Here is a 25,172-nt window from a genome sequence, read left to right as displayed (position 1 = left end):
GCTACAGCGTCGCGGGGATCGGCCCGAGCAACTGGCAGTTCGGCGCCAGCGCATCCCAGAAGAGCGTCCCGCAGCCGCGTCCGGTCGAGCGGTAGGTGGCGCCGGGCTGGTACGGCTTTAAGTACACCTGCGCGGTGCCCGGGCCCTGCGCCTGCGAGCACTGCCCCTGCGAGTCCTGACCGTCGATGTACACGCACGCCACACTCAGCGCGGGCCGGAACGCCCCGGCGCACCCACTGGGCGTGACCGTCGCCATGACCCGGCTGCCGCCGTCGGCCTGCACCACCTGCGGCGGGGACAGCGTGTACGCGCATGGGGGTGGGGGATCGCCGGGGCCGGCGCTTCCGACGCCGGCGCCCGCCACAGCAGTCGCGGCAAACGATGCCGCGATCCAGACTAGGTTGACGATCCGACTCATTCTCCGATGGTATGCGGCGGGGCTACGGCTCATCACCCGTTTGTCGATCCTTGTCGCGAAGCAGTTCTTCGGGGTGGTGGTAGTTGTTGATGCGGGGTTGCCCGCGGTCGAGGTGAGGAGGGGGGATCCATTCGGTGCGGCCGTCTTTGCGTTTGCGGGTGCTCCAGCCGCCGTTGCTGACGAGGCGGTTGTCGGGGCCGCAGGCCAGGGTGAGTTCGTCGATGTTGGTCTGGCCACCGTCGATCCAGTCCTGGTCGGCGTGGTGGACCTGGCACCAGTAGGCCGGGACGGTGCAGCCGGGTTTGGTGCAGCCGCGGTCGCGGGCGTAGAGCACGATGCGTTGTGCGGGGTTGGCCAGTCGTTTGGTGCGTCCGAGATAGAGCGTCTCATTGGTGTGGTTGTCGAAGACGGCCAGGTAGTGGTGGCTGTGGCTGGCCAGCCGGATGACATCGCGCATCGGCAGCAGCGAGCCGCCGGCGGTGATGCCGTGGCCGGTGCCTGCTTGGAGGTCCTGCAGGGTGGTGGTGACGATGATCGATGCCGGTAACCCGTTGTGCCGGCCGAGTTGTCCGGAGGCGAGCAGGGCTCGGCCCATCGCTTTGAGGGCGTCGTGGTTGCGCTGCGGCTGGGATCGATAGTCCGCCCGAACCGCCTCCTCACTGGGTTCACCGTCGATGCAGGGGTTCTCATCGTCGGGGTTGCACATGCCCGGGGCGGCCAGTTTGGCCAGCACCGCATCGAGGGTGGCGCGGGCCTCGGGATCGAGCTTGCCCCTGAACGCCGACATCCCATCGGCGCCCTGGGGACCGATGCTCACCCCGCGCCGGGCGGCGCGGTCGCGCTCGCTGTACTCGCCGTCGGGGTTGACGTAGCCGGCCAGCCGTTGAGCGGCTTTGCGCAGCACGTCGGGAGTGTGTTGGGCGCCCAACTGGGTCAGCGTCTCCTCACACGACGCACGGGTGGGCAGATCGACGGCGGCGGGCAGCTCGTCGAAGAAGGTGCGGATGATGCGCACATGTTCGGCGCCGAGCTCGCCGCCGGCCTGACGTTTGGCAACGTGGGCCAGCATCGGCTCGAGCGGTTCACCGGTCAATGCGGTGCGCGGGCCGAGGTCGGCCATTTCCTCGAGCCGCCGGCGCGCCTCGGCCCGGCCGATGCGCAGCCGCTCCTGCAACACCGTGGGCCAGTTCGCTCCGCCCATCTCCCCGGCGGTGACCGCACTGGTCAGCCCCGCCAGCAGCCGGTGCTCGACGGCGGGTTGGCGGCGCCGGTCGAATTCGAGCTCATCGAGCAGGTCCAGTCGCTCAGCGGCGGTCAGTGCGTCAAAGTTCAGACCGGAGATCTCCTCGCGCACGGCGCGCAGCCGCGCGAAAGCGGCGCTGACGGCGTCCCGACCCGATCTCTCCATGACTCGAACACTAGTTCGAACCACCGACAGGTCTTGGTGCTAGTCCTCTGACCGGCGCACGCGAAACAGCTTGACGTCGGATTTGATGCCCTTGAGGTGCCGAGCGCCCGCGAACGACCACGTGAATCGCTCGTCGTCGCCGATGGCGTCGCGCGTCGTCTCGGGGGCGAGGACCGAGCCCGGCCTGGCGGCCCCGGTGATGCGGCTGGCCAGATTGACTGCGCCGCCGTACCAGTCACCGGCCCGACTGACCGCCATGCCGGTGGCCATCCCGACCCGCAAGCGCGGCAGGTCCTCGTCGCCCTCCGTCTGCCCGATCAGCGTCATCATCGCCTCCAGCAGCGGCACGGGGTCGGGGCTGACGAGCATCACCTCGTCGCCGATCGTCTTGATGAACCTGACGGGCGGGACCGACACCTCGTGCGCCAGGTCGGACAGCCGATGAGCGAGACGCTCGAGATCTTCGGGTGGCACGGCTTCGCCGAGGCGGGTGAAACCGACGAGGTCGGCGAAGGCGATGGTGACAAGTCGGGCACCGGGCATCCGTTGCCCCTCCGCGCGCTCCGAGGCGCTGATGGCCTCCGTCTCCATCAGATGCCGCAGCTGCAGCCGGAGCATTTCCTGGATCATCGGACCGAGGAGCGGGTCGGCCGCGCGCATCAGCGCTTCGGCGTTCTTGGCGATGACGAGTTCGGATGCCGACGGATCCAGGACGGACGCCAATCCGGCATACCGCATCACCTCGGCCGCACGCGAGAGCCCGTCGGCGAGCAGGCGGGTGATCTGAACGATCTGATCGGGCTCGATGCCCATCTCGACGAACCGCTGGGCGAACCTCGCGGCCTCCGCGTCGGCACGCAGATAGACGGCGGCATCGGGATCGTCGACCGTCGGCAGACCCATCGCCCGCTGGATGCGCTGCAGCAGGTCCAGTTCGAGGCCGGTCTTCTCGCTCGTCTCGCGCGCCGAGACGTAGGTTCCGTCGTCGTCGAGGACGCGACGCGCGGCGAGCAGCATCGGCATGAACGCGGTGCGGATCTGCTCGACGGCGATGCCCTGGTCCAGTAGCCAGGAGATCAACTCCGCACGTTCGACGCGGGCGGCGCCCTCGAGCCCGTCGAGCAGACCGGACACTTCGAGCTCGGTCTCATCGGCCATCGGCTCAACGTATACCGCGTGCGATAGTCACAGGCATGGCCTCTCGGGTGCTCTACGGTCTGCCCCCGATCGTCGGAGACGGCGCGCACACCCTCATCCTCGGCAACATGCCGAGCGCGATGTCGCTGGCCACCCGGCAGTACTACGGGAACCCGCGCAATGCGTTCTGGCCGATCATGGGTGAGATCTTCGGGTTCGCCGCCGACGCGGCTTACGACCAGCGAGTCGGCGCACTGACCGCGCGGGGCATCGCCGTGTGGGATGTGCTGCGGTCATGTCGACGGATAGGCAGCCTGGACGCCGCGGTGGAGCCGGACAGCATGGTGGCCAACGACTTCGGTGAGTTGTTCGATCGGCATCGGCATATCACCCAGGTCGTGTTCAACGGAGCCGCCGCGGAGAAGAACTTTCACCGGTTGGTCCACCCGCCAAGGGAACCGGACTGTCAGCGGCTGCCGTCGACGAGTCCGGCGCAGACCATGCGGTACGTGGACAAGCTGGCGGCCTGGGTTGCCGCGATGGATTAGGACACCGGCGGGCGGCGGTGCGCCCACGGCCGGACCTTCTCGATCTGAGCCGAAAGCGACAGCAACGTCGCCTCGTCGAACGGCCTGCCCACCAACTGCACCGACGTCGGCACGCCATGTTCGTCGACACCCCACGGTACGACGGCCGCCGGCTGGCCCGTCACGTTGAACATCGCCTGGAACGGCACGCGCGCCGCCACCAACGCCAGTGTCGAGATCGCCCCCCGGCGTTGGTAGGCGCCGATGCGCGACGGGCCCGTCGCCGTCCCCGGCGTGAGCACGATGTCGACCTTGTCGAAGATCGACTGAATGCGGTCGGCCAACACGCTTTCCGTAGCTCGGATCCGCCGCATCCGCGCGTCGCTGATCAGCCCGCCCAACCGGGCGAACGCGCGGGTGCGCGCCTCCAGTCGCTCGGGGTGTGGCAGCGTCCGCACGTCGTCGTAGACCCCGCGAACATACCGCGACAAAGCATGCGCAACAGCGGATCTGGGATAGTCGATGTCGCGCACGATCACGTCGTGTCCGAGTTCGCGCAACAGCGACACTGCTTCGTCCACAGCGGCCCGCTGCGCCGCACCGATCCTCGCCACCAGTAGGGGCGGCACCCTGGTGCTCACCGCGATCCGCAGCGGGCCCGGTTCTTTCGCCGCCGCCGCGCCAAACGACGACTCCTCCGTCGTCGCATCCAGGAACAGCGCCGCATCGGAGACCGTCCGCGCGATCGGGCCGTTCACGCTCAATCCGTTCCACGCATCGTCGTGCGGCGCGATCGGTACGCGATCACGTTGCGGTTTCAGCCCGAACAACCCGCACCACGTCGACGGGATCCGGATCGAACCCATCCCGTCCGAGCCCAGCGCCATCGCGGCGAGGCCGGCTGCCACCGCTGCCCCACTGCCACCACTGCTGCCACCGGGCGCAAAGTCGGTGTTCCACGGATTCCGCGTGGCGCCGTACGTCATTGTCTCGGTGAACGACCAGATCATCATCTCCGGCACCGCCGTCTTGCCGATGATCACCGCCCCCGCCGCCCTCAACCGACGGACGACCTCGGCATCCTCGGTCTTGGCGGGGCCGGATGCCGCGCTGCCGTATGTCGTCGTCTCGCCCGCCACGTCGACGTCGTCCTTGACGGCGATCGGCACACCCAACAACGGCAGTCGCTCACCCGCATCGAGCCGGTCCTGGGTGACGGCGGCCTCGCGGCGCGCGCTGTCGGCGAGCACAACGCGGTAGGACCGCAATGCGGGATCCAGCCGCGCGATGCGGTCGAGGTAGAGCTGCAGCAGGTCCGGCGCGGTGATGGTGCCCGCGGCCAGCATCCGCGCCTGCTCCGCGGCTCCGGCGAAGGCGATATCGCTGGTGTCCACGGCGGCAGCGTAGCGGGTCTGATCGGTCACGGGGTGGGCGACGGAGAATGCCGGCGGCTGACCGCTAACGTGGCGGCATGTCGTGTGTGTTCTGTGCCATCGTCGCCGGTGAGGCGCCCGCCATCCGCATCCACGAGGACGACGAGTACCTGGCCATCCTCGACATCCGTCCGTTCAGCCACGGTCACACCCTGGTCCTCCCCAAGCGCCATACCGTCGACCTGACCGACACACCTGCCGAAACCGTGGCCGCCATGGCGAAGATCGGCCAGCGCGTCGCGCGCGCTGCACGCCTGTCCGGTCTGCATGCCGACGGCAACAACGTCGTCATCAACGACGGCAAGTCCGCGTTTCAATCGGTCTTCCATATTCACCTGCACGTGGTGCCACGGCGGAGCGGCGACAAGCTGTCGTTCGCCAAGAACATGCTGTTGCGCCGCGACCCCGATCGCGAGCGATCGGGCCGCCTGCTCCGCGAGGCCCTGGCGCAACTGGACTCCGCTGCGCAAGACTGAGTGTCATGGCCATGCCCTGGTACGAGCGCTACTTCGGTTATCCCCTGCTGCTGTTGCACGACAAGCTCTACAAACGCACGAATGGGCGGATCGGGCACAGCTTTCCCGGCACGCCGCCCATGCTGATCCTTCACACCGTCGGCGCGAAAACCGGTTTGCAGCGGTCGAATTCGCTGGCGTACGCCCGCGACGGCGACGACTACCTCGTCGTCGCATCGATGGGCGGTGAGCCGAAAGCCCCGGGCTGGTATCACAACCTCAAGGCCAACCCGAACGTCGAGATCAACGTCGGGCCCAAGCGGATCAAAGCGACGGCCACGCCGGTCACCCGCGACGATCCGGACTACCCGCGGCTGTGGCAGATCGTCAACGACATGAAGAACAACAAAGACCGCTACAACACCTACCAGAAGCGGACCACCCGACCGATCCCGGTCGTGCGGTTGACGCCCTAGAAGAGCTCCTTGGCCAACAACTCCAGCGTCGCCTCGCGTGCCGGCGCGGTCGCCGGATCGGTGCCGCGGCGCGCGGAAGCGACGGGGTTGATCATCACCTCGTCGACACCGAACTCCTCGGCGAGAGCGCGCACCTGACCGGCGGCCTCCATCGGGTCGCCCACCACGGCGCGACCGAACGCGCTCTCGGCGATCCGCTGTGCCTGCGGGGACAGTTCCTGTTGTTCGGCGTCCTCGACGAGATCGAGCGCGCCCAGCGGCTGGCCGGTCCGAAGGCGTGCCATCATCTGCAGGTTGGGTAGCGCCAAAGATGTTGCCTCGTCGCGTGTCTCGGCCACCACCGCATTGACCGTCAGGAAGGTGACCGGTTCGGGCGTCAGCTCGCTGGGCCGGAACTCCGATCGGTACACCGCCAACGCCTCGGCGGTGCCCTGCCCGGAGAAGTGGTGCGCGAACACGTACGGCAGGCCCTTCGCGGCGGCCAGATGCGCCGAGTACATCGACGAGCCGAGCAGCCACAGCCTTGGCTCGCTGACAGCCGCGGGTGTGGCCTTGAGGAGGTAACGCTGGTTGGGGATCGGAACCCGCACCCCGCGGGGGCTCATCAGCGCGACGACGTCGTCGAGGTAGTCGGGGAACGCCTCGATATCGCGATCGTCACGGCCCGCGGCGCCACGCAGCGCCATCGACGTCACCGGATCCGAGCCGGGCGCCCGGCCGATGCCGAGGTCGATGCGCCCGGGATGCGCGGCCTCCAGCAGCGCGAACTGCTCGGCCACCGCCAGCGGAGCGTGGTTGGGCAGCATCACCCCGCCCGATCCGAGCCGCAGGTGCTCGGTGTGGGCGGCCAGATGCGCGATCAGCACCGGCGGGCTGGTCGCCGCGACCGAGGGCATGTTGTGGTGCTCGGCGACCCAGTAGCGGGTGTAGCCCAGGCGGTCGGCGGTCTGCGCGAGCTGCCTCGACGCCGCCAGTGCGTCGGAGGTCGACTGGTCCGTGCGCACCGGCACGAGATCGAGGACTGATAGGCGCATGGCAGTCACAACGCATCCTCGGAGTCGTACGTTCCCGCGATTCGGGTTGCGGTGCCGAACACGTCGTCGAGCATCTGCGGGGTGAGCTTCCCGGTGAACGTGTTCTGCTGGCTCGGGTGGTAGCAGCCGATCAGTGTGACGCCGTCCAGTTCCGCGGCCGCGTTGTGGCCGAACTGCGGCGCAGGCGCGGGCACCGTCACCCCCCCGGCGCGCAGCATCTGCAGCGCCGCCCGCCACGCGAATCCGCCGAGCGCGATGACGACGCGAACGTGTGGCGCCACGAGTCGCCACTCCGCGTCCAGCCACGGCGCGCACGTCGCGCGCTCCGCGGGGGTCGGGGCGTTCGCGGGCGGGGCGCAGCGCACGGCGGCGGCGACGCGGGTCTCGTTGAGCGCCAATCCGTCCGCCGCGTCCACGCAGACCGACTGGTTCGCCAGCCCGGCGCGGTGCAGCGCGGCGAACAGGAAGTCGCCGGAGCGGTCACCGGTGAACACCCTGCCGGTGCGGTTGGCGCCGTGCGCGGCGGGCGCCAATCCGACGATGAGGATGCGGGGCCGCGGTGACCCGAAGCCGGTCGCGGGCCGACCCCAGTACGGCTCGTCGGCGAAGGACTTGCGCTTGACGACGGCGACCTCTTCTCGCCACTCGACCAGCCGCGGACAGGCCCGGCACACCGACACCTCGGCGTCGAGTTCGGAGACCGTCCGCACCGCCGCGGCAATCGCCGTCACCGCAGCGGCGTTCGCCGCCACCGCGGTTCGGCGCGTGGCCGGGTCACCCGGCCACCCCGTTCCCGGTGGCACCGGCGAGGAGAATCGCGCGCCTGTGCGGGGATGGGGCAACGTCACGCACATAACTGTGCACGTCCGGATTATTCGCGTGCCGCGCGACCCCGGCCGCTGTTAGATTCTGCCGCGATAACTCATGAGGAACAGCCGGCGCGGTCCCCTACTGCTGATTCTGTTCGCCGCGCTGATGGCCGGTGCGGGCAACGGCATCTCTCTCGTCGCCTTTCCGTGGTTGGTGTTGCAGCGCAACGGATCTGCGCTCGAGGCCTCGATTGTGGCGATGGCCGGAACGCTGCCGCTGCTGGCGGCCACCCTCATCGCGGGCGCAGCGGTCGACTACCTCGGGCGGCGGCGCGTGTCGATGATCTCGGATGCGTTGTCGGCGTTGTCGGTCGCCGCGGTTCCCGTGCTGGCGCTGACCGCGGGAGTGCAGGCGGTCAACGTCGCGGTGCTGGCGGTGCTGGCGGCGCTGGGCGCGTTCTTCGACCCGGCCGGGATGACCGCGCGCGAGACGATGCTGCCGGAGGCCGCCGCGCGTGCCAGGTGGACGCTCGACCACGCCAACAGCGTCTACGAGGCGGTGTTCAACCTGGCCTACATCATCGGCCCGGGTATCGGCGGTCTGCTGATCGCGACGCTCGGCGGCGTCAACACGATGTGGGTGACCGCCGGGGCCTTCGGGCTGTCGATCGTCGCGATCGCGCTGCTGCGCCTGGAAGGCACCGGCAAGCCCGACCGGGACTCGCTTCCCGGGGGTGTATGGGCGGGCATCCTCGAGGGCCTGCGCTTCGTGTGGCACAACAAGGTGCTGCGAACGCTGGCGTTCGTCGACCTCGCGGCCACCGGGCTCTACATGCCGATGGAGAGCGTGCTGTTCCCCAAGTACTTCACCGACCGCAACGAGCCGGCGCAACTGGGCTGGGTACTGATGGCGTTGAGCATCGGCGGCCTGGTCGGCGCGCTGGGCTACGCGGTGCTGTCCCGGCACATGAGCAGGCGGGCCACCATGCTGACCGCGGTGCTGACGCTCGGGGTGGCGATGACGGTGATCGCGTTCCTGCCGCCGCTGCCGCTCATCCTCGTGCTCTCGGCCATCGTCGGCCTGGTGTACGGGCCGATCGCGCCGATCTACAACTACGTCATGCAGACACGGGCGCCGCAGCATCTGCGCGGGCGGGTGGTCGGCGTGATGGGGTCGCTGGCCTACGCCGCGGGTCCGCTCGGGCTGATCATCGCGGGTCCGCTCGCCGATTCCTCGGGACTGCACGTGACGTTCCTGGCGCTGTCGCTGCCGATGCTGCTGCTGGGCGTCGTCGCGATCTTCCTGCCCGCGCTGCGCGAGCTCGACCGGGACAGGACATGACCGGTTCGGGCGGGTGCCGTCACCGCGTGGCGGCCGGCCCACGCCTGGCGATGTCGGCCAGTTCCTCGCGCGAATTGGCCCCCACCCGCAGGCACGCCCGGTAGACGTGTCCCTCCACGCTCCGCACCGACATCACGAGCTTTTCGGCGATCTCGCGGTTGGACAGCCCCGCCACCACGAACTCGACGACCTCGCGTTGGCGGCCGGTGAGTGGCTGACTGGCCGGCGTTCGCAGGGCGGGGGTACACAGGCCCCCGCACGCGTCGCTGAGCTCCTTGGCGATCGCGGCGGCCCGCAATCCGCGCTTGCGCTGCTGACCGCGGGTGAACGCGACGGCCGCCTGGGCGGCGGCGTCCGCGGCGGCGACGAGGTCGCCGATCCGTTGATAGGCGTTCGAGGCCTCGAGCAGACCTTCACCGTCACCGGCCGCCAGTGACTCGCTATGGCGTGCAACGGCTTCGGCGAGGGGCAGCGCCAATCGGTCGGCGAGCGCACGAGCCCGGGACGCCGATGACGGGTCGCCCCATTGCGCGGCCGCCTGCAGGCAGGCCACCTCGTGGGTGGGCTGATGGCGGTCACGGGCCTGGACCGCGGCGGTCCGCACTCCTGCGATCGCCTCGGTGACGCACCCGTTGGCGATCAGCGACCAGCCCGTGGAGATGCTCAGCGCGGTGTGCATGTAGAGGTAGTCGGCGGGCACGCTGGACCCCGCCTCGGCGATCGCCTTCTCGGCCGCCTCACCCTCGCCGAGCTTGGCGTGCGCCTCGGCGAGCGCGAAGCAGGTGGCCGGTCGCAGGCCCGTTGTGACAGCGTGTCTTTCGACCCCTGCCAGCGCCTCGTGCAGGAGCTTCACCGAGGTGTGGACGTTGCCCCGCATCAGCTCGGCGTGACCCATCAGCGACGTGAGGTTCGCGTACGCCAGGCTCGGCACCTCGTGCGCGGAGTGCGCAAGTCGCTGCACCATCGCCGCGCATTCGTCGAGGCGGCCGGTCAGCCTGCAGGCGCGGGCGTACACACTGGCGAACCAGAACCGCATGTGCGACGCCTGGAACGACGTCATCGCGCGGTCGAGCGCTGCCTGCGCGACCGCGCTGAGATCGTCGGCCCTGCCCAGCGCACCCAGCGCCATGGTCAACGCCACCGACGCCATCATCGCGTGGAAGTCGCTGAGCAACCCGGAACCCAAAGCCGCCGTGGCCTTTTCGACCGCTGCGTCACAGCGCGCCGACGCGGCGTCGACACAGGCCTGCACGGCCGCGCGGGCGGACTCCTCGGCAGCCGTCTCCGGCCGGGACGCCAGGTCGGCCAGCACGCCCTCGGCGTCCCGGAGCCGGCCCAGCATCCACAGCAGGTTGGCCGCCCGCAGCGTCGACCACTGATGGGCACCTTCGACACCGTCGCGGGCGATCGCGCTGAGCACCTCTTCGGCCTGCGCGCCGCGGCCGAGCAGAAGCAGATTCAGCGCCCGGATGAGCAGGGCGTCGGCGGCACCGGCATCGGCGGCCGCCGTCGCGAACCGGTCGGCCAGGTCGAGGTCGAGCAGCGTCATCGCGTGCTGGGCGGCCCGTAGGCACAGCTTCGGATCGGGCGGCCGGTCGGATTCGAGCGCGAGCAGCGCACGGCGCACCGTGGCCTGCATGTCGGCGTCGGGCTCGGCGGCGAGCCGATCGGCCAGCCTGCCACGGATCTTCGACAGATACATCTCGCCGGCGGTCGCCCGGCGCAGTTCCCCGTACAGCGGATGCGCCAGCCGGGCCGTCAACTCGCCGCCGGTGCGCTCGACGGTCACCAGGCGCATCTGCTCGGCGGCTTCGAGGTCGGCCCGCGCCACCAGATCGCAGAGCGCGTCGACGGGCAGCGGCTCGCACTGCGACAGGGTGTCGACGACGAGCGCCACCCCCGGAGTGAGCTGCCGCAATTGCCTGCCGACCATGTCGCTGATGCCCTGGCTCACCGCGACGTCGCCGTCCCACACCCACACCCCGGCCGTCAGGCGGAGGTGACCCGCGTCGACCTGGTCCATGGCGAGTTGGCGCAAGAACAGCGCGTTACCGCCGGTGAGCGTCCAGAACTGACGGGCACTGCGGGCTTCCACCGCTCCGCCGAGGGTGTCCTCGAGCATGCCGCGGGCCGCGTCGGCCGACAGCGGTTCGAGGTTGAGGCGAGCGAGCAGACCGTCCTTCCACAGCGCGGTGATGGCGTCGGGCTCGTCGACCCCGGAGCGCAGTGTGACGACCAGCCGCGCGGCGGGGCTCTGGGCGAGTTGATGCACGACGTGCGCCGACAGGCCGTCGAGCAGGTGCGCGTCGTCGACCCCGATCAGGATGCGGCCCTTGCGCTGTTGTGCGACAAAGGAATTGATGAGATGACGAACATTGGGCATCGGGTCGGCGATCGCGTCGCTGATCAGCGCGGTGAAGGCGCCGAGCGGCAACGGCCGCGCGGACTCGGTGCCGACGATCCAGTTCGTCCGCTCGCCGCCGCGTTCGGCAAGCGCCAGCACCTCCCGCGCGAGCCGGGTCTTGCCCACTCCCGCCGCCCCGACGATCACCACGCCGGACTTGCCCCCGCCCCCGCTGAGCGCGCGGCGAATGGTCGCCAGTTCGCCGTCACGTCCTGCCAGCGGATCCCCGCTGATCACGGCGCGACTATAACCCGCACCATTTGCGGCCGAACGCATTTTCGTCACCGGTGTACCCGGCGTTCATGCGCTCGACCTCGGCCGGGAGGTGTGCTCGTACGATTGCTCTGTGAATGCCGTTCTGGCCGACCTGGTCGCCGAGCTCCCCGACGGCGCGGTGGTCACCGACCCCGACATCCTCGGGTCGTACCGGCACGACCGGGCCTTCGATCCGAGCGCGGGGACGCCGCTGGCCGTAGTACGGCCGCGCAGCACCTCGGACGTGCAGGCCGTGCTGCGGTGGGCGAGTGCCCACAAGATCGCGGTGGTGCCCCGCGGCATGGGCACGGGGTTGTCGGGCGGGGCGTCGGCGCTCGACGGCGCGATCGTGCTGACGACCGAGAAGATGCGCGACATCACCGTCGACCCGGTCACCCGCACCGCCGTCGTCCAGCCCGGCCTGCTGAACGCCGAGGTGAAGAAGGCCGTCGCCGAGTTCGGGCTGTGGTATCCGCCGGACCCGTCGTCGTTCGAGATCTGCAGCATCGGCGGCAACGTCGCGACCAACGCCGGCGGGCTGTGCTGCGTGAAGTACGGCGTCACCACCGACTACGTGCTCGGGTTGCAGGTGGTGCTGGCCGATGGCACGGCGGTGCGCCTCGGCGGGCCGCGGCTCAAGGACGTCGCGGGCCTGCCGTTGACCAAGCTGTTCGTCGGCAGCGAGGGCACGCTCGGCGTCGTCACCGAGGCGACGCTGAAACTGCTGCCCGCGCAGCACGCGGCGAGCACGGTGGTGGCCACGTTCGACTCGGTCGAGTCGGCGGCGCGCGCCGTCGTTCACATCACGGCCAGGATCCGGCCGTCGATGCTGGAGTTCATGGACGCCGCGGCCATCAACGCCGTGGAGGACAAGATCAGGATGGGCCTCGATCGCGACGCGGCCGCGATGCTGGTCGCCGCGTCCGACGAGAGGGGGCCCGCGGGCCAATCCGACGCACAGTTCATGGCCGACGTGTTCACCGAACACGGTGCCAAGGAAGTCTTTTCGACGTCGGACCCCGACGAGGGCGAGGCGTTCGTCGCGGCGCGCCGGTTCTGCATCCCGGCCGTTGAGCTGAAGGGCTCGCTGCTGCTCGAGGACGTCGGCGTACCGCTGCCGGCGCTGGCCGATCTGGTCGGCGGGGTCGCGAAGATTGCGGCCAACCACAACCTGATGATCTCGGTGATCGCGCATGCGGGCGACGGCAACACCCACCCGCTGATCGTGTACGACCCCGCCGACGCCGCGATGACCGAACGCGCGCACCAGGCGTTCGGCGAGATCATGGATCTGGCCGTCGGCCTCGGCGGCACGATCACCGGCGAGCACGGTGTCGGCCGGCTCAAGCGTCCCTGGCTGGCGGGCCAGATCGGACCCGAGGCGATGGAGCTCAACCGCCGGATCAAGCAGGCGCTGGACCCTGACAACATCCTCAACCCCGGCGCGGCGATCTGAGCGACTTGTGCACCGTTCGCGGCGGTGATCAGCGCCGGTGACGGTGCACGAATCGCTGACCGCCTATTGACACCATCCGGGGTCGTGTCGTAGCAATGAGACATGACAGCTACTCTGTCTCACGGAAGTCCCGTCCGCTTCCAGCTCGCCGACGCCGACACGTGGGCCAACCCCTTCGACATGTACAAGGCGCTGCGTGACCACGATCCCGTGCACCACGTCGTCCCGCAGGACAAGCCGGACCACGACTACTACGTGATGTCCCGCCACGCCGACATCTGGGCGGCGGCTCGTGATCACGAGACCTTCTCCTCGGCGCAGGGGCTCACCGTCAACTACGGCGAACTCGAGCTCATCGGTCTGGCCGACAATCCGCCGATGGTGATGCAGGACCCGCCGGTGCACACCGAGTTCCGCAAGCTGGTGTCGCGCGGCTTCACGCCGCGGCAGGTCGAGGCGGTCGAGCCGAAGGTCCGCGAGTACGTGATTGAGCGCATCGAGCGGATCCGCGCCAACGGCGGCGGCGACATCGTCGCCGAACTGTTCAAACCGCTGCCGTCGATGGTCGTCGCGCACTACCTCGGCGTTCCGGAGGCGGACCGTGGCAAGTTCGACGGCTGGACCGACGCGATCGTGGCGGCCAACACCGCCGACGGCGGCATCGGCGGCGCGCTGGAGACGCTCGGCGACAAGCTCGGTGAGATGATGGCCTACTTCACCGCGCTCATCGAGCGACGGCGGACCGAGCCCGAGGACGACACGGTCTCGCACCTGGTGGCCGCCGGAGTCGGCGCCGACGGCGACATCGCCGGTGTGCTGTCGATCCTGGCATTCACGTTCACCATGGTCACCGGCGGCAACGACACCACCACCGGGATGCTCGGCGGCTCGGTGCAATTGCTGCACCAGCGGGCCGACCAGCGCCGGCTGCTGGCCGAAAACCGGGGTCTCATACCGGATTCGGTCGACGAGTTCCTGCGGTTGACGTCTCCGGTGCAGGGCCTCGCACGCACCGTCACCCGTGAGGTGACGGTGGCCGGCACCACCATCCCGGAGGGCAGGCGCGTGCTGTTCCTCTACGGATCGGCCAACCGCGACGAGCGCCAGTTCGGCGACGACGCCGCCGAACTCGACGTGACGCGCAAGCCGCGCAACATCCTGACGTTCAGCCACGGCGCGCACCACTGCCTCGGCGCGGCGGCGGCGCGGATGCAGTCCCGTGTCGCGCTGACCGAGTTGCTGACGCGGGTCCCCGACTTCAGCGTCGACGAGGGCGGAATCGTCTGGGCCGGAGGCAGCTACGTGCGCCGGCCGCTGTCGGTGCCGTTCACGGTGAAGTCCTGATGGCCGGCGACTGGCTGGCCGCCCGGCGCACCGAGGTCGCCGCCGACCGCATCCTCGACGCAGCGGGCGAGCTATTCACCCGGAAGGAGGCGGCCACCGTCGGGATGCACGAAATAGCCTCGGCGGCAGGGTGTTCGCGCGCGACACTGTATCGGTATTTCGAGAACCGCGAGGCTCTCTACACCGCGTACGTGCACCGGGAGAGCTATCGCCTCTACCGCGAGATGACCGAGCAGATCAACTCGCTGACCGATCCGCGCGAGCGCCTGATCGAGGGGATGATCGCCTCACTGCGCAACGTGCGCGAAAGTCCCGCGCTGGCTTCGTGGTTCGCGACGACGCAGCGGCCGATCGGTGCGGAGATGGCCGAGGAGTCCGAGGTGATCAAGGCGCTGACCGAGGCGTTCGTCATCTCGCTGGGGCCCGACGAACCCGAGCTGGTGGCACACCGGTCGCGGTGGCTGGTGCGTGTCATGACATCGCTGATGCTGTTCCCCGGCCACGACGAGGACGACGAGCGGTCGATGCTCGAGGAGTTCGTCGTGCCGATCGTGCTGCCGAGCCGGCAGTCCGCTCAGTGAAGCCGGTCAGGCCACCCAGTAGGCCTGGGCTTTGATCGACTTCTTCGCGATCTTGTAGTCCTCGCGGAAGACCTTGGCCACCGCGCGCGTCGTGCGGTTGTCGCAGGCGACCCAGCCGAAGTGCGCGGAGGCGTCGAACGCCGCCGACCGGACGGCCTCCACCAACGCCTCCCCAGCGTTCTTGCGGTCCACCCAGACGACATCCGTGCTGCGCGCGACCGGCAGTTGCTTGTTGTCCTCGTGACCCGCCTCGAGGAAGACCCGGGCCTGCGCGTCGCCGATGGCGGTCAGCAGCGAGTTGATCGCGGGCAACGACGCGGTGTCCCCGACGATCACGTAGCCCGCCGGTCGCGGTTCGGGCAGCGTGAAGTTGCTGCCCAGCACCGTCACCTCGATGGTGTCGCCCGGTCGGGCGTTCTGGGCCCACCGCGACGCGACGCCGTCGTGCAGCGCGAACTCGATGTCGACGGTGTCGGTGTCGGGGTCGGGATCGACCAGCGTGTAGCCCCGCTGATGCAGTTTGTCGCCGTCGGCGAACCACATGCGGATCCACATCGTCGGGTGCAGCGGCCGGTCGTTCAGCATGCCGCCCGCGGTGAAGCTCAGCCGCGTGTAGTGCGGGCTGATCTCGCGCTTGCCGGTCACGGTCAGTTCGTAGTCGCCCGCGCGCAGCAGCTTGAGCACCGCCCCCGGAAAACCGCGCGTTGGTTTCTTGTCCGCCATCGGACCACCCTTCGTATCGATTACTTAGGGCAGCGTAACCTAATGTCTGCGTCTGCGGTGGCCGCCGGGGCTCAGGTGGGACGCACCCGGGTGAACCGGTGCAGCAGCCACGCCAGCGGCACCGTCACGACGAACGTGACCACGAACAGCATGACGATCGACCCGGTGTAGATCGGGTAGCGCAGGATCTCCACCATCACCAACTCCATGGTGATCAGGTGGATCAGGAAGATCTCGTAGGAGATCTCGCCGAGGAACACCATCGGCCGGCTGGCCAGCACGCGGGCGTAGATCCCGCTATCGCCCAGCGCCAGCGGCGCGACCACCAGCGTGGCGATCACCGCGTAGAACAGCGCCTTGGCCAACGCCTCCCGCAATTCCGCAGGCGAGGTGGTGGGCTCACCGGCGATCGGGGTGGACACGATGAAGTAGCACGCCACCGCCACCGGAACACAGGCCATCGCATACGCCCGCACCCCGAGCGGCTGCAGCGCGGCCAGCATCATCCCGCCGACGAACCACGTCAGATACGACGGCAGCCACAGCCGCGCCCCGTCGGGCAGGAAGTCGGTGGTGTGCACCAGGATCAGCCAGGCCGGGGTGAGGACCGCGAGCCCGGTCAGTCCGGCCATCAGCAGGCCCGGCCGCCACCGTCGTCGGCACAACAGCACCAGCAGCAGATATGCCAGCAACGGCAGCGCCACGTAGAACGCGACTTCCACCGCCAGGCTCCACATCTGCGTAAGCCCTTGGTGCAGAAACGAATACAGGTAGTTGTCGGTGTAGATCTGCGTCAGCGTCAGGTTGCGGAACAGCCCTTCCCACGTGTGGCCGGGATTCGGGCCCGCGGTGCGGAAATGGTAAACGAGATAGGCGGCGACCACGGTCACGGCATAGGCGGGCATGATGCGGCGCACCCGGTGCCAGGCGTAGCGGCGCACCGACGGCGGTGCCGTCCCGGCCGCGGCCGCCTTGACCCACGGCGCGAACAACAGAAAACCGCTGAGCACGAAGAAGATCGGCACACCGATCTCCGCGCGGGAGTACACCAGGCCGAGGTACCCCTGCGGGTACTTGCCGGTGGTGTAGGCGGCGTGAGTGAGCATCACCAGCAGCGCCGCGACCGCCCTGATGCCGGTGAGCGAGGCGACCCGCTCCGCCTTGGAGACGGATTCCAGACCGCCCTGCGCATCGGCCCGGTCGGACACCGTCACTTCGACTTGTACTTCCCCCGATGCGGCTTGGGCCCGCGGTCGGGTTCGAGGTGGATCAGCTGACCCTGGATCCTGGTGTTCTCCAACGCTTTCAGCGTCTGCTTGGGAAGCTTGGCCGGGAGTTCGACCAGCGAGTGGTCCACTTTGATCGCGATGTGGCCGAAGTCGCTGCGGTGCAGCCCGCCCTCGTTGGCGATGGCTCCCACGATCGCGCCCGGCGCGACCTTGTGCCGCTTGCCGACCGCGATGCGGTAGGTCGCGAGATCGCTGCGCCGTTCCCTGGGCTTGCGCGGCCCCCGGTCCTCACCGTCGCGGGACGGCTTCTCCCGTCGCTCACGGCGCTTCTCCGGTGGCGGTTCCGTCATCAGGAACTCCTCGCCGTCGCGGCTCTGCAGCGCCAGTGCGGCGGCGATGTCGGCCATCGGCACGTCGTGATCGCGCTCGTAGGCCTCGATCAGCCCGCGGAACACGTCGATACCCGGCGAGGCCAGCGCCGCGGTGATGGAGTCGAGGAACTTGGCCACCCGCTTCTCGTTGACGTCCTCGACCGTCGGCAGTTCCGACTCGACCAGCTTCTGCCGTGTCACGCGCTCGATCGAATTGAGCAGATGCCGTTCCCGCGGCGTCACGAACAACAGCGCGGTTCCGGAACGCCCGGCACGGCCGGTCCGTCCGATGCGGTGCACGTAGGACTCGGGGTCATGCGGGATGTCGTAGTTCAGGACGTGAGAGATGCGCTCGACGTCCAGGCCCCGCGCGGCCACGTCGGTGGCGATCAGGATGTCGATCGATCCGTCCTTGAGCGCGTTGATGGTGCGCTCCCGCACGGCTTGCGGGATGTCGCCGTTGATGGCGGCCGCGGAGAAACCGCGCGCCTTGAGCCGGTCGGCCACCTCCTCGGTGGCCTGCTTGGTGCGGACGAACACGATCATCGCCTCGAACGGTTCGACCTCCAGCAGCCGGGTCAAGGCGTCCATCTTGCGCGGGCCGGCCACCTGCACGTAGCGCTGCGTGATGTTCTCGGCGGTCTGCGTCTTCGACTTGACCGTCACCTCCACCGGGTCGTGCAGGTACCGGGTGGTGATCTTGCGGATCGCGGGCGGCATCGTCGCCGAGAACAACGCGACCTGTTTGTACTCGGGCGTGTCGGCCAGGATGCGTTCGACCTCTTCGGCGAAGCCCATCGTGAGCATCTCGTCTGCCTCGTCGAGCACCAGGTAGTCGAGGTGCGAAAGGTCGAGGCTGCCCTTCTCCAGGTGGTCGATCACCCGGCCGGGGGTACCGACGACGACCTGGGCGCCGCGCTTGAGGCCGGCCAGCTGAGGACCGTAGGAACTGCCGCCGTAGATCGGCAGCACGTTCACCGACAGGTGCGCGCCGTACCGGCTGAAAGCCTCCGCCACCTGCAGCGCGAGCTCACGGGTCGGTGCCAGCACGAGTGCCTGAGTGACGCGGCTGCCGGTGTCGATCTTCGACAGGATCGGGATCGCGAAGGCGGCGGTCTTGCCCGTACCGGTCTGCGCCAGGCCGACGACGTCGGAGCCCGCCATCATGGCCGGGATGGTGGCCGCCTGGATGGCCGACGGCGATTCGTAGCCGACGTCAGCGACGGCCCGCAGCACCGAGGGGTGAATCTGCAGGTCATCAAAGGTGAGATCGGCGCCGGGCGCGTCCGGCTCGGAGGACGTCATTGCTGACAGAGTCTAGTGCCCGCCGGCGGTCCGACCCGCCGCGCGGCGTGCCGGGACACACGCGCGGCGTTCGGTACGGTGCGCTGTTGTGAAGTGGGCGGTGGCGATCGGCGGCCTTGTCGGGACCGCGGTGGTGTTCGTCGCGGGCTGCGGCGCGGGCGACTCGACCGTGTCCAAGACGCCGTCGGCGGCCCCCGCCGCTCCCCCGGCCGCGACGGCCGCGCCGGCGCCCACCGTCGCGGCGCCCAGTGCGGACGCGGCCGTCGACCCCTGCGCGGTCGACCTCAACGCACCGGAGATCGCCGAGGCCGTCGCCGCGTTACCGAAGGACCCGCGCAGCGGCCAGGGCTGGTACCCGGTGCCGGTGGCGGGCAACTACAACGAGTGCGCACAGCTTTCGGTCGTCATCGTGCGGGCCAACACCAACGCCGAGAACCCGAACACCCGCGCCGTGATGTTCCACCTCGGCAAGTTCATCCCCACCGGAGTGCCGGACACCTACGGCTTCAACGGTGTCGACACCTCCGCCGGCACCGGCGACACCGTCGCGTTGCGGTACTCCAACGGCATGCCAGGCCTGGACAGCGTGGTCAAGTTCCGCTGGAACGGCAACGGCGTCGAACTGATCGGAAATACGCCACGCTGAGGCGTACTCGGCTAGTACAGCTTTGTTTACCCCGCCTTCTCCCGGGTATGACGGCGACGTCAATAGATGCGCGCTGCACATCTGGGAAGGACGGAAATCGTGGAAGACGCACTACGGGACATGTGGCGGACCGTCGCCGTGATGGCCCCGAAGATACTGATCTTCATCCTCATCCTGATCGTGGGGTGGATCATCGCAAAGCTGATCGCCAAGGCGATCGACAAAGTGCTCGAGCGCGTCGGATTCGACCGTGCGGTCGAGCGTGGCGGAGTTCGTAAGGCTCTGCAGAACAGCAAGTACGACGCCTCGACCATCGTCAGCAAGATCGTCTACTACGCGCTGCTGTTGTTCGTGTTGCAGTTGGCGTTCGGGATCTTCGGGCCCAACCCGGTCAGCGTGTTGCTCTCCGGCGTTATCGCATTTCTGCCCAAGCTGTTCGTGGCGCTGATCATCGTCGTGGTGGCGTCGGCGATCGCGGCCGCGGTCCGCGACATCTTGGCCAATTCGCTCAGCGGTCTGTCGTACGGCCGGATGCTGGCCAACATCGCCAGCATCGCCATCCTGGGGCTGGGTATCATCGCCGCGCTGAACCAGGTGGGCATCGCGTTGACGGTCACGCTGCCGGTGCTGATCGCGATCCTCGGCACGGTCGGCGGCATCCTCGTCGTCGGTGTCGGCGGCGGCCTGATCAAGCCGATGCAGCATCGCTGGGAGGACTACCTGTCTCGCGCCGAACGCGAGGGCCGCAACGCCCGCGAGCAGATGTCGGCCAATACCGGCGACGTCCCGCAGTACCAGCACGCCGCGGGTGGCCCGCCGCCCGCCGGACAGATTCCGCCCGCCGGTCAGGTGCCGACTGCAGGGCACGGGCCCACCTCGGGGCCGTACCCACCGCAGCAGCAGGGCCCGCCTCCGACGGCGCCGTATCCGCAGCATTCCAACCCGCAGGGACGGCCCCTGGGCTGAGACCCGCTGCGGCCGAGACTGTCTGAGTTTCGGGGCGCCGGGGTGTCGGCGGCGTCACATACAGTGGCACCGTGTTCGTCGCCTCCGACGGGGCCGAAGCCCGGGTCGTCTACAGCGCCTCCGATCTCGCAGCCGCCGCCCGCTGCGAGTACGCGCTGCTGCGCTCGTTCGACGTGAAACTGGGCCGGGGCCCCGCCGTCGCCGCCGACGACGAACTGCTCGCGCGGACAGCCCAGCTCGGCGGTGAGCATGAACAACGCCACCTCGACGAGCTGCGCGAGCGTGACGATGTCGCGATCATCGGCAGGCCGCCGTACACGCTCGCCGGCCTGACCGCGGCCGCCGAGCAGACCCGCCGGGCCGTCGGGCGTCGCGCACCGGTGATCTACCAGGCCGCGATGTTCGACGGCCGGTTCGTCGGCTTCGCGGACTTCCTGGTCCTCGAACAGTCGGGGGCCGGCGAGCGCTACCGGCTGCGCGACACCAAACTCGCCCGCTCGGTCAAGGTCGAGGCGCTGCTGCAACTGGCCGCCTACGCCGACACGCTGGGCCGCGCGGGCGTACCGGTCGCCGACGAGGTCGAGTTGGTGCTGGGTGACGGCGCCACCGCGCGCTACCGCGTCGACGAGCTGCTTCCGGTCTACGCACCGCGCCGCGCGGCGCTGCAGGACATGCTGGACCGGCACTTCGCCGGCGGCGCACCGGTGTCGTGGGAGGACCAGGACGTCCGGGCGTGTTTCCGCTGCCCCGAGTGCACCATCCAGGTCCGCGCCCACGACGACCTGCTGCTCGTCGCCGGGATGCGGACCACGCAGCGGGCGCGGCTGATCGACGCGGGCATCACCACGGTGGCCGAGCTGGCCCGCCACGACGGCGACGTTCCCGAGTTGTCGCCGCGCACCCTGGAGACGCTGACCCGGCAGGCCCGGCTGCAGCTCGCCCCGCGCGCCGACGGCAAGCCCCCCTACGAGATCGCTGACGCCCAGCCGTTGATGGTGTTGCCCGAGCCCGACCGGGGCGATCTGTTCTTCGACTTCGAGGGTGACCCGCTGTGGACCGACGACGGCCGCAGGTGGGGCCTGGAGTACCTGTTCGGCGTCCTCGACACTGCGGACGGATTCTTCCCGCTGTGGGCGCACAACCGCACCGGCGAGCTCCAGGCCCTGCGCGACTTCCTGAAGATGGTCCGCACCCGCCGCAAGCGCCATCCGAACATGCACATCTACCACTACGCCGCCTACGAGAAGACCGCGCTTTTGCGGCTGGCGGGCCGCTACGGGGTGGGCGAAGACGAGGTCGACGACCTGTTGCGCTGCGGCGTCCTGGTCGACCTCTACCCGTTGGTACGCAAGAGCATTCGTGTCGGCACCGAGAATTACAGCCTCAAATCGCTCGAGCCGCTGTACATGGGCGGTCAGCTGCGCACCGGTGATGTCACCACCGCCACCGACTCCATCACCCAGTACGCGAAGTACTGTGAGTTGCGCGCATCGGGGCGCGACGACGACGCCGCCGTCGTGCTCAAGGAGATCGAGGAGTACAACCGCTACGACTGCACGTCGACCCGCAGGCTGCGGGACTGGCTGATCTGCCGCGCGATCGACAGTGCGGTGCCACCGGTCGGCGCGCAGCCGGTCACGGACGACGGCACCGTCGCCGACGACGATGCGCTGGCACGCAAGCTCGCCAAATTCGTGGGCGACGATCCCGCCGGGCGGTCGGAGGAACAGACTGCGGTGGCGATGATCTCGGCCGCTCGCGGCTATCACCGCCGCGAGGACAAACCGTACTGGTGGGGCCACTTCGACCGGTTGAACAACCCCGTGGAGGAATGGGCCGACAACACCGACGTCTTCATCGTGGAGCGATCCATGGTCGAAACGGATTGGCACACACCGCCGAAGGCTCGCAAGCCCCAGCGGTGGGTGCGGCTTTTCGGCAGCATCGCAGCCGGCGATCTCAGCAAGAACATGTACGCCCTCTACGAGCCGCCGTCGCCTGCCGGTCTGAGCGACGACCCGGAACGCAGGGCGTTCGGCTCGGTCACCGTCGCCGAATGCGACAACCCGGCCGCGCCGACGAATGTGCTCGTCGTCGAACGAGAACCCAAGAGCGGCGGCACATTCGACCAGCGTCCGTTCGCCCTGACCCCGGGCCCCCCGATAACGACCGGCCCGCTGCGCGAATCGATCGAGGCGACGGCGGAGCAGATCGCCGCCGGGCTGCCCCGGCTACCCGCCGATCCCGTCGTCGACATCCTGCTGCGGCGGCCGCCGCGGACCCGCAGCGGTGACCCGCTGCCGCGCGGTTCGGACACGGCCGGGGCGATCACCGCTGCGCTGCTCGATCTGGACTCGTCGTACGTCGCGGTGCACGGACCGCCCGGCACGGGCAAGACGTTCACCGCGGCGGCGATCATCGCCCGCCTGGTCAACCGGCACCGGTGGCGCATCGGCGTCGTCGCGCAGTCACACGCCGTCGTGGAGAACCTCTTCCGGGACGTCATCGCCGCCGGGGTGGACGCCTCCCTGGTGGCCAAGAAGAAACACGGCGCCGACCCCTGCTGGCAGGAGATCGACGAGAAGGAGTACCCGGCGTTCATCGCCGGCGAGCGCGGCTGCGTAGTCGGCGGCACGGCATGGGATTTCGCGAACGCCGGCCGCGTGCCGCGGGGCAGCCTGGACCTTCTGGTCATCGAGGAGGCGGGTCAGTACAGCCTGGCCAACACCATCGCGGTGGCATCGGCCGCGAAAAACCTGCTGTTGCTGGGTGATCCGCAGCAGCTGCCGCAGGTCAGCCAGGGCACTCACCCCGAGCCGGTGGACTGCTCGGCGCTGGGCTGGCTGGTCGACGGACGTCACACCCTACCCGCCGAACTGGGCTACTTCCTCGACCTGTCCTACCGCATGCACCCCGCCGTCTGCTCGGCCGTGTCGCGGCTGTCCTACGACCACCGGCTGCAGTCGGTCACCGAGGTCGCCGGAACCCGCAGGCTCGACGGGTGCTCGCCCGGCGTGCGGGTGCTCACCGTCGAGCACGACGGCAACGCGACCGACAGCCCGGAAGAAGCCCATGCAATCGTCACGGAAATCGGCCGGCTGCTCGGCTCGGCATGGACCGACGAGCGCGGCACCCGTCCGCTGACCCAGCACGACGTGCTCGTCGTCACCCCGTACAACGCACAGGTGGTGCTGCTGCGTCAGCGCCTGGACAGTGCCGGGCTACCCGAGGTCCGGGCCGGGACCGTCGACAAATTCCAGGGGCAGCAGGCCCCGGTGGTGTTCGTCTCGATGACCGCGTCGTCAGCCGACGATGTACCGCGTGGAATCTCGTTCCTGCTGAACAGGAATCGGTTGAACGTCGCGGTGAGCCGGGCGAAGTACCTCAGCGTGATCGTGCGTTCACCGCTGCTGACCGAGTACCTTCCCGGCACGCCGGACCGCCTGATCGAGTTGGGTGCGTTCCTGTCGCTCGCGCCGTGTGATACACCGACGGCATGAGTGTGACCGCCCGGCTGGCCGGGATCGTCGGCGATGCCTACGTCAGCACCGATCCCGACGTGCTGCACGGGCGCAGCCTCGACCACACCGGCCGCTACCGGGGCCGGGCCAGCGCCCTGGTGCGGCCCGGGTCGGCTCGGGAGGTCGCCGACGTGCTGCGCGCCTGCCGCGACGCGGGCGCGTATGTCACCGTCCAAGGCGGCCGCACGTCGCTGGTGGCGGGCACGGTGCCCGAGCACGACGACGTGCTGCTGTCCACCGAGCGTCTGCGCGACGTCGGCGAGGTCGACGTCGTGGAGCGACGGATCACCGCCGGCGCCGGCGTGCCGCTGGCCGAGGTGCAGCGCGCCGCCGCGGCGGCGGGCCTGCTGTTCGGCGTCGACCTGGCCGCCAGGGATACGGCGACCGTCGGCGGAATGGCGTCGACAAACGCAGGCGGCCTGCGCACCGTGCGCTACGGCAACATGGGCGAGCAGGTGATCGGCATCGACGTCGCGCTGCCGGACGGCACGGTGATCCACCGGCACAGCCACGTGCGAAGCGACAACACCGGATACGACCTGGCCTCGCTGTTCGTCGGCGCCGAGGGCACGCTCGGCGTCATCACCGGACTCGACCTGAGGCTGCACCCCACGCCGTCGCACCGGGTCACCGCGATCTGCGGGTTCACCGAGCTCGACGCGCTGGTCGCCGCCGGGCGGGTGTTCCGCGATCTCGACGGCGTCGCGGCGCTGGAGCTCATCGACGCGCGGGCCAGCGCGCTGACCGCCGAGCATGTCGGGGTGGCGGCACCGGTCGCGGGGGCATGGCAGCTGCTGATCGAGCTCGCGGGCGACACCGATCAGACCGAGCGGCTGGCCGATGCCCTCGAAGACGCCGAGCTGGCCGGCGAGCCTGCGGTGGGTGTCGACGTCGCCGCGCAGCAGCGGCTCTGGCAGGTCCGCGAGGCTGTTGCCGAGGTACTCGGCGTGTTCGGGCCGCCGCTGAAATTCGATGTCTCACTGCCCCTTTCGTCGATCGCCGGGTTCGCCGCCGAGGCCGCGGACCTGGTCGCCGCACACGCACCCGAAGCCATCCCGGTGCTGTTCGGTCACATCGGCGAGGGGAACCTGCATCTGAACCTGGTGCGGTGCGCCCTGGGCGGCGAGCCCGAGCACGCGCTGTATTCGGCGATGATGCAGCTGATCGCCAGACTCGACGGCAACGTCAGCTCCGAACACGGAGTCGGCACCCGCAAGCGCGACTACATCGGGATGTCGCGCAGCGCGGCGGACATCGCCGCGATGCGGACGGTCAAGTCGGCGTTCGACCCCGACGGTTACCTGAACCCGGCGGTGTTGTTCGGCTGACGCC

Annotated in this window: 21 protein-coding genes; 11 read left to right on the top strand and 10 right to left on the bottom strand. The window is 69.3% G+C overall.

The window, feature by feature from the left end; all coding sequences use genetic code 11:
- Nucleotide 1: 1 nt before the first annotated feature.
- Genes ABGB19_RS23820 through ABGB19_RS23810 form a run of 3 tightly spaced genes read right to left on the bottom strand, consistent with a single transcriptional unit; the run spans nucleotide 2 to nucleotide 2,984 of the window.
- Nucleotides 2–418 carry a hypothetical protein gene (locus tag ABGB19_RS23820; protein ID WP_347688460.1) on the bottom strand — a complete coding sequence of 139 codons (417 nt, stop codon included), beginning with the start codon at nucleotides 416–418 and terminating at the stop codon, nucleotides 2–4.
- A gap of 22 nt (nucleotides 419–440) precedes the next feature.
- On the bottom strand, nucleotides 441–1,826 hold the full coding sequence (locus ABGB19_RS23815) for an HNH endonuclease signature motif containing protein (protein ID WP_347688459.1): 1,386 nt from the start codon (nucleotides 1,824–1,826) through the stop codon (nucleotides 441–443).
- Between the two features lie 39 nt (nucleotides 1,827–1,865).
- Complete coding sequence (locus ABGB19_RS23810) at nucleotides 1,866–2,984, bottom strand: adenylate/guanylate cyclase domain-containing protein (protein WP_347688458.1); 1,119 nt, start codon at nucleotides 2,982–2,984, stop codon at nucleotides 1,866–1,868.
- A gap of 35 nt (nucleotides 2,985–3,019) precedes the next feature.
- Here ABGB19_RS23810 and ABGB19_RS23805 point away from each other — a divergent pair, with 35 nt between their 5' ends.
- Nucleotides 3,020–3,511 carry a DNA-deoxyinosine glycosylase gene (locus tag ABGB19_RS23805; protein WP_347688457.1) on the top strand — a complete coding sequence of 164 codons (492 nt, stop codon included), beginning with the start codon at nucleotides 3,020–3,022 and terminating at the stop codon, nucleotides 3,509–3,511.
- Here ABGB19_RS23805 and ABGB19_RS23800 read toward each other — a convergent pair.
- Complete coding sequence (locus ABGB19_RS23800) at nucleotides 3,508–4,884, bottom strand: amidase (RefSeq protein ID WP_347688456.1); 1,377 nt, start codon at nucleotides 4,882–4,884, stop codon at nucleotides 3,508–3,510. The two genes, ABGB19_RS23805 and ABGB19_RS23800, sit on opposite strands and share 4 nt — an antisense overlap.
- 77 nt (nucleotides 4,885–4,961) lie before the next feature.
- Between ABGB19_RS23800 and ABGB19_RS23795 the strand changes: the two genes are divergently transcribed.
- Entirely contained in the window at nucleotides 4,962–5,399 is a 438-nt protein-coding gene (locus ABGB19_RS23795) for an HIT family protein (protein ID WP_347688455.1), read from the top strand.
- An 11-nt stretch (nucleotides 5,400–5,410) separates the two neighbouring features.
- On the top strand, nucleotides 5,411–5,854 hold the full coding sequence (locus tag ABGB19_RS23790; protein ID WP_347688545.1) for a nitroreductase family deazaflavin-dependent oxidoreductase: 444 nt from the start codon (nucleotides 5,411–5,413) through the stop codon (nucleotides 5,852–5,854).
- On the opposite strand, the gene ABGB19_RS23785 is transcribed toward ABGB19_RS23790, so the two are convergent.
- Both ABGB19_RS23785 and ABGB19_RS23780 read right to left on the bottom strand, forming a co-directional pair.
- Nucleotides 5,851–6,888: an LLM class flavin-dependent oxidoreductase gene (locus ABGB19_RS23785; protein ID WP_347688454.1), complete on the bottom strand. Its 1,038-nt coding sequence runs from the start codon at nucleotides 6,886–6,888 to the stop codon at nucleotides 5,851–5,853. The two genes, ABGB19_RS23790 and ABGB19_RS23785, sit on opposite strands and share 4 nt — an antisense overlap.
- A 5-nt stretch (nucleotides 6,889–6,893) precedes the next feature.
- Nucleotides 6,894–7,736 (bottom strand): uracil-DNA glycosylase, encoded by an 843-nt coding sequence (locus tag ABGB19_RS23780; protein ID WP_347688453.1) that lies wholly within the window; start codon nucleotides 7,734–7,736, stop codon nucleotides 6,894–6,896.
- Between the two features lie 76 nt (nucleotides 7,737–7,812).
- On the opposite strand from ABGB19_RS23780, the gene ABGB19_RS23775 reads away from it, so the two are divergent.
- A complete protein-coding gene (locus ABGB19_RS23775; protein WP_347688452.1) occupies nucleotides 7,813–9,039 on the top strand; it encodes an MFS transporter in 1,227 nt (408 codons plus the stop codon).
- A gap of 19 nt (nucleotides 9,040–9,058) precedes the next feature.
- On the opposite strand, the gene ABGB19_RS23770 is transcribed toward ABGB19_RS23775, so the two are convergent.
- Nucleotides 9,059–11,680, bottom strand: a complete 2,622-nt coding sequence (locus ABGB19_RS23770; RefSeq protein WP_347688451.1) for a LuxR C-terminal-related transcriptional regulator — start codon at nucleotides 11,678–11,680, stop codon at nucleotides 9,059–9,061.
- Nucleotides 11,681–11,789: 109 nt separating this feature from the next.
- Between ABGB19_RS23770 and ABGB19_RS23765 the strand changes: the two genes are divergently transcribed.
- The 3 genes from ABGB19_RS23765 (at nucleotide 11,790) to ABGB19_RS23755 (ending at nucleotide 15,079) form a co-directional block, all read left to right on the top strand.
- The gene (locus ABGB19_RS23765) at nucleotides 11,790–13,154 is read left to right on the top strand and encodes an FAD-linked oxidase C-terminal domain-containing protein (protein ID WP_347688450.1); all 1,365 of its coding nucleotides are present in this window, start codon (nucleotides 11,790–11,792) and stop codon (nucleotides 13,152–13,154) included.
- Between the two features lie 102 nt (nucleotides 13,155–13,256).
- Nucleotides 13,257–14,498, top strand: a complete 1,242-nt coding sequence (locus ABGB19_RS23760) for a cytochrome P450 (protein ID WP_347688449.1) — start codon at nucleotides 13,257–13,259, stop codon at nucleotides 14,496–14,498.
- Nucleotides 14,498–15,079: a TetR/AcrR family transcriptional regulator gene (locus ABGB19_RS23755; RefSeq protein ID WP_347688448.1), complete on the top strand. Its 582-nt coding sequence runs from the start codon at nucleotides 14,498–14,500 to the stop codon at nucleotides 15,077–15,079. Before ABGB19_RS23760 ends, ABGB19_RS23755 begins: the two co-directional genes overlap by 1 nt.
- Nucleotides 15,080–15,085: 6 nt before the next feature.
- Here the strand turns inward: ABGB19_RS23755 and ABGB19_RS23750 are convergent, their stop codons facing one another.
- From ABGB19_RS23750 to ABGB19_RS23740, 3 genes are all read right to left on the bottom strand, one after another.
- Complete coding sequence (locus tag ABGB19_RS23750; RefSeq protein ID WP_347688447.1) at nucleotides 15,086–15,802, bottom strand: siderophore-interacting protein; 717 nt, start codon at nucleotides 15,800–15,802, stop codon at nucleotides 15,086–15,088.
- 71 nt (nucleotides 15,803–15,873) lie between these two features.
- Entirely contained in the window at nucleotides 15,874–17,016 is a 1,143-nt protein-coding gene (locus ABGB19_RS23745; RefSeq protein WP_347688446.1) for an acyltransferase, read from the bottom strand.
- Nucleotides 17,013–18,707 (bottom strand): DEAD/DEAH box helicase, encoded by a 1,695-nt coding sequence (locus ABGB19_RS23740; RefSeq protein ID WP_347688445.1) that lies wholly within the window; start codon nucleotides 18,705–18,707, stop codon nucleotides 17,013–17,015. Before ABGB19_RS23740 ends, ABGB19_RS23745 begins: the two co-directional genes overlap by 4 nt.
- A gap of 88 nt (nucleotides 18,708–18,795) precedes the next feature.
- Here ABGB19_RS23740 and ABGB19_RS23735 point away from each other — a divergent pair, with 88 nt between their 5' ends.
- The 4 genes from ABGB19_RS23735 to ABGB19_RS23720 all read left to right on the top strand — a co-directional run bounded on the left by ABGB19_RS23735 (nucleotide 18,796) and on the right by ABGB19_RS23720 (nucleotide 25,168).
- On the top strand, nucleotides 18,796–19,353 hold the full coding sequence (locus tag ABGB19_RS23735; RefSeq protein WP_347688444.1) for an LppP/LprE family lipoprotein: 558 nt from the start codon (nucleotides 18,796–18,798) through the stop codon (nucleotides 19,351–19,353).
- 99 nt (nucleotides 19,354–19,452) lie between these two features.
- Nucleotides 19,453–20,319, top strand: a complete 867-nt coding sequence (locus tag ABGB19_RS23730) for a hypothetical protein (protein ID WP_347688443.1) — start codon at nucleotides 19,453–19,455, stop codon at nucleotides 20,317–20,319.
- 71 nt (nucleotides 20,320–20,390) lie between these two features.
- Nucleotides 20,391–23,819, top strand: coding sequence for a TM0106 family RecB-like putative nuclease (locus ABGB19_RS23725; protein ID WP_347688442.1), 3,429 nt, complete (start codon nucleotides 20,391–20,393; stop codon nucleotides 23,817–23,819).
- Nucleotides 23,816–25,168 carry an FAD-binding oxidoreductase gene (locus tag ABGB19_RS23720; protein ID WP_347688441.1) on the top strand — a complete coding sequence of 451 codons (1,353 nt, stop codon included), beginning with the start codon at nucleotides 23,816–23,818 and terminating at the stop codon, nucleotides 25,166–25,168. Before ABGB19_RS23725 ends, ABGB19_RS23720 begins: the two co-directional genes overlap by 4 nt.
- The last annotated feature ends 4 nt before the right edge of the window (nucleotides 25,169–25,172 follow it).

Origin of the sequence: Mycobacterium sp. B14F4 (assembly GCF_039871645.1) — a bacterium.
Lineage (GTDB): Bacteria > Actinomycetota > Actinomycetes > Mycobacteriales > Mycobacteriaceae > Mycobacterium.
The sequence above is the reverse complement of the archived record's forward strand: the minus strand, read 5'-3'. Positions and strand labels throughout refer to the sequence as shown.

What these genes read in the sequence shown, in the direction of transcription:
- ABGB19_RS23820 (WP_347688460.1), bottom strand. Translation starts at nt 418, where the DNA reads ATGAGTCGGATCGTCAACCTAGTCTGGATCGCGGCATCGTTTGCCGCG.
- ABGB19_RS23815 (WP_347688459.1), bottom strand. Translation starts at nt 1,826, where the DNA reads ATGGAGAGATCGGGTCGGGACGCCGTCAGCGCCGCTTTCGCGCGGCTG.
- ABGB19_RS23810 (WP_347688458.1), bottom strand. Translation starts at nt 2,984, where the DNA reads ATGGCCGATGAGACCGAGCTCGAAGTGTCCGGTCTGCTCGACGGGCTC.
- ABGB19_RS23805 (WP_347688457.1), top strand. Translation starts at nt 3,020, where the DNA reads ATGGCCTCTCGGGTGCTCTACGGTCTGCCCCCGATCGTCGGAGACGGC.
- ABGB19_RS23795 (WP_347688455.1), top strand. Translation starts at nt 4,962, where the DNA reads ATGTCGTGTGTGTTCTGTGCCATCGTCGCCGGTGAGGCGCCCGCCATC.
- ABGB19_RS23790 (WP_347688545.1), top strand. Translation starts at nt 5,411, where the DNA reads ATGCCCTGGTACGAGCGCTACTTCGGTTATCCCCTGCTGCTGTTGCAC.
- ABGB19_RS23785 (WP_347688454.1), bottom strand. Translation starts at nt 6,888, where the DNA reads ATGCGCCTATCAGTCCTCGATCTCGTGCCGGTGCGCACGGACCAGTCG.
- ABGB19_RS23775 (WP_347688452.1), top strand. Translation starts at nt 7,813, where the DNA reads ATGAGGAACAGCCGGCGCGGTCCCCTACTGCTGATTCTGTTCGCCGCG.
- ABGB19_RS23760 (WP_347688449.1), top strand. Translation starts at nt 13,257, where the DNA reads ATGACAGCTACTCTGTCTCACGGAAGTCCCGTCCGCTTCCAGCTCGCC.
- ABGB19_RS23755 (WP_347688448.1), top strand. Translation starts at nt 14,498, where the DNA reads ATGGCCGGCGACTGGCTGGCCGCCCGGCGCACCGAGGTCGCCGCCGAC.
- ABGB19_RS23750 (WP_347688447.1), bottom strand. Translation starts at nt 15,802, where the DNA reads ATGGCGGACAAGAAACCAACGCGCGGTTTTCCGGGGGCGGTGCTCAAG.
- ABGB19_RS23740 (WP_347688445.1), bottom strand. Translation starts at nt 18,707, where the DNA reads ATGACGTCCTCCGAGCCGGACGCGCCCGGCGCCGATCTCACCTTTGAT.
- ABGB19_RS23720 (WP_347688441.1), top strand. Translation starts at nt 23,816, where the DNA reads ATGAGTGTGACCGCCCGGCTGGCCGGGATCGTCGGCGATGCCTACGTC.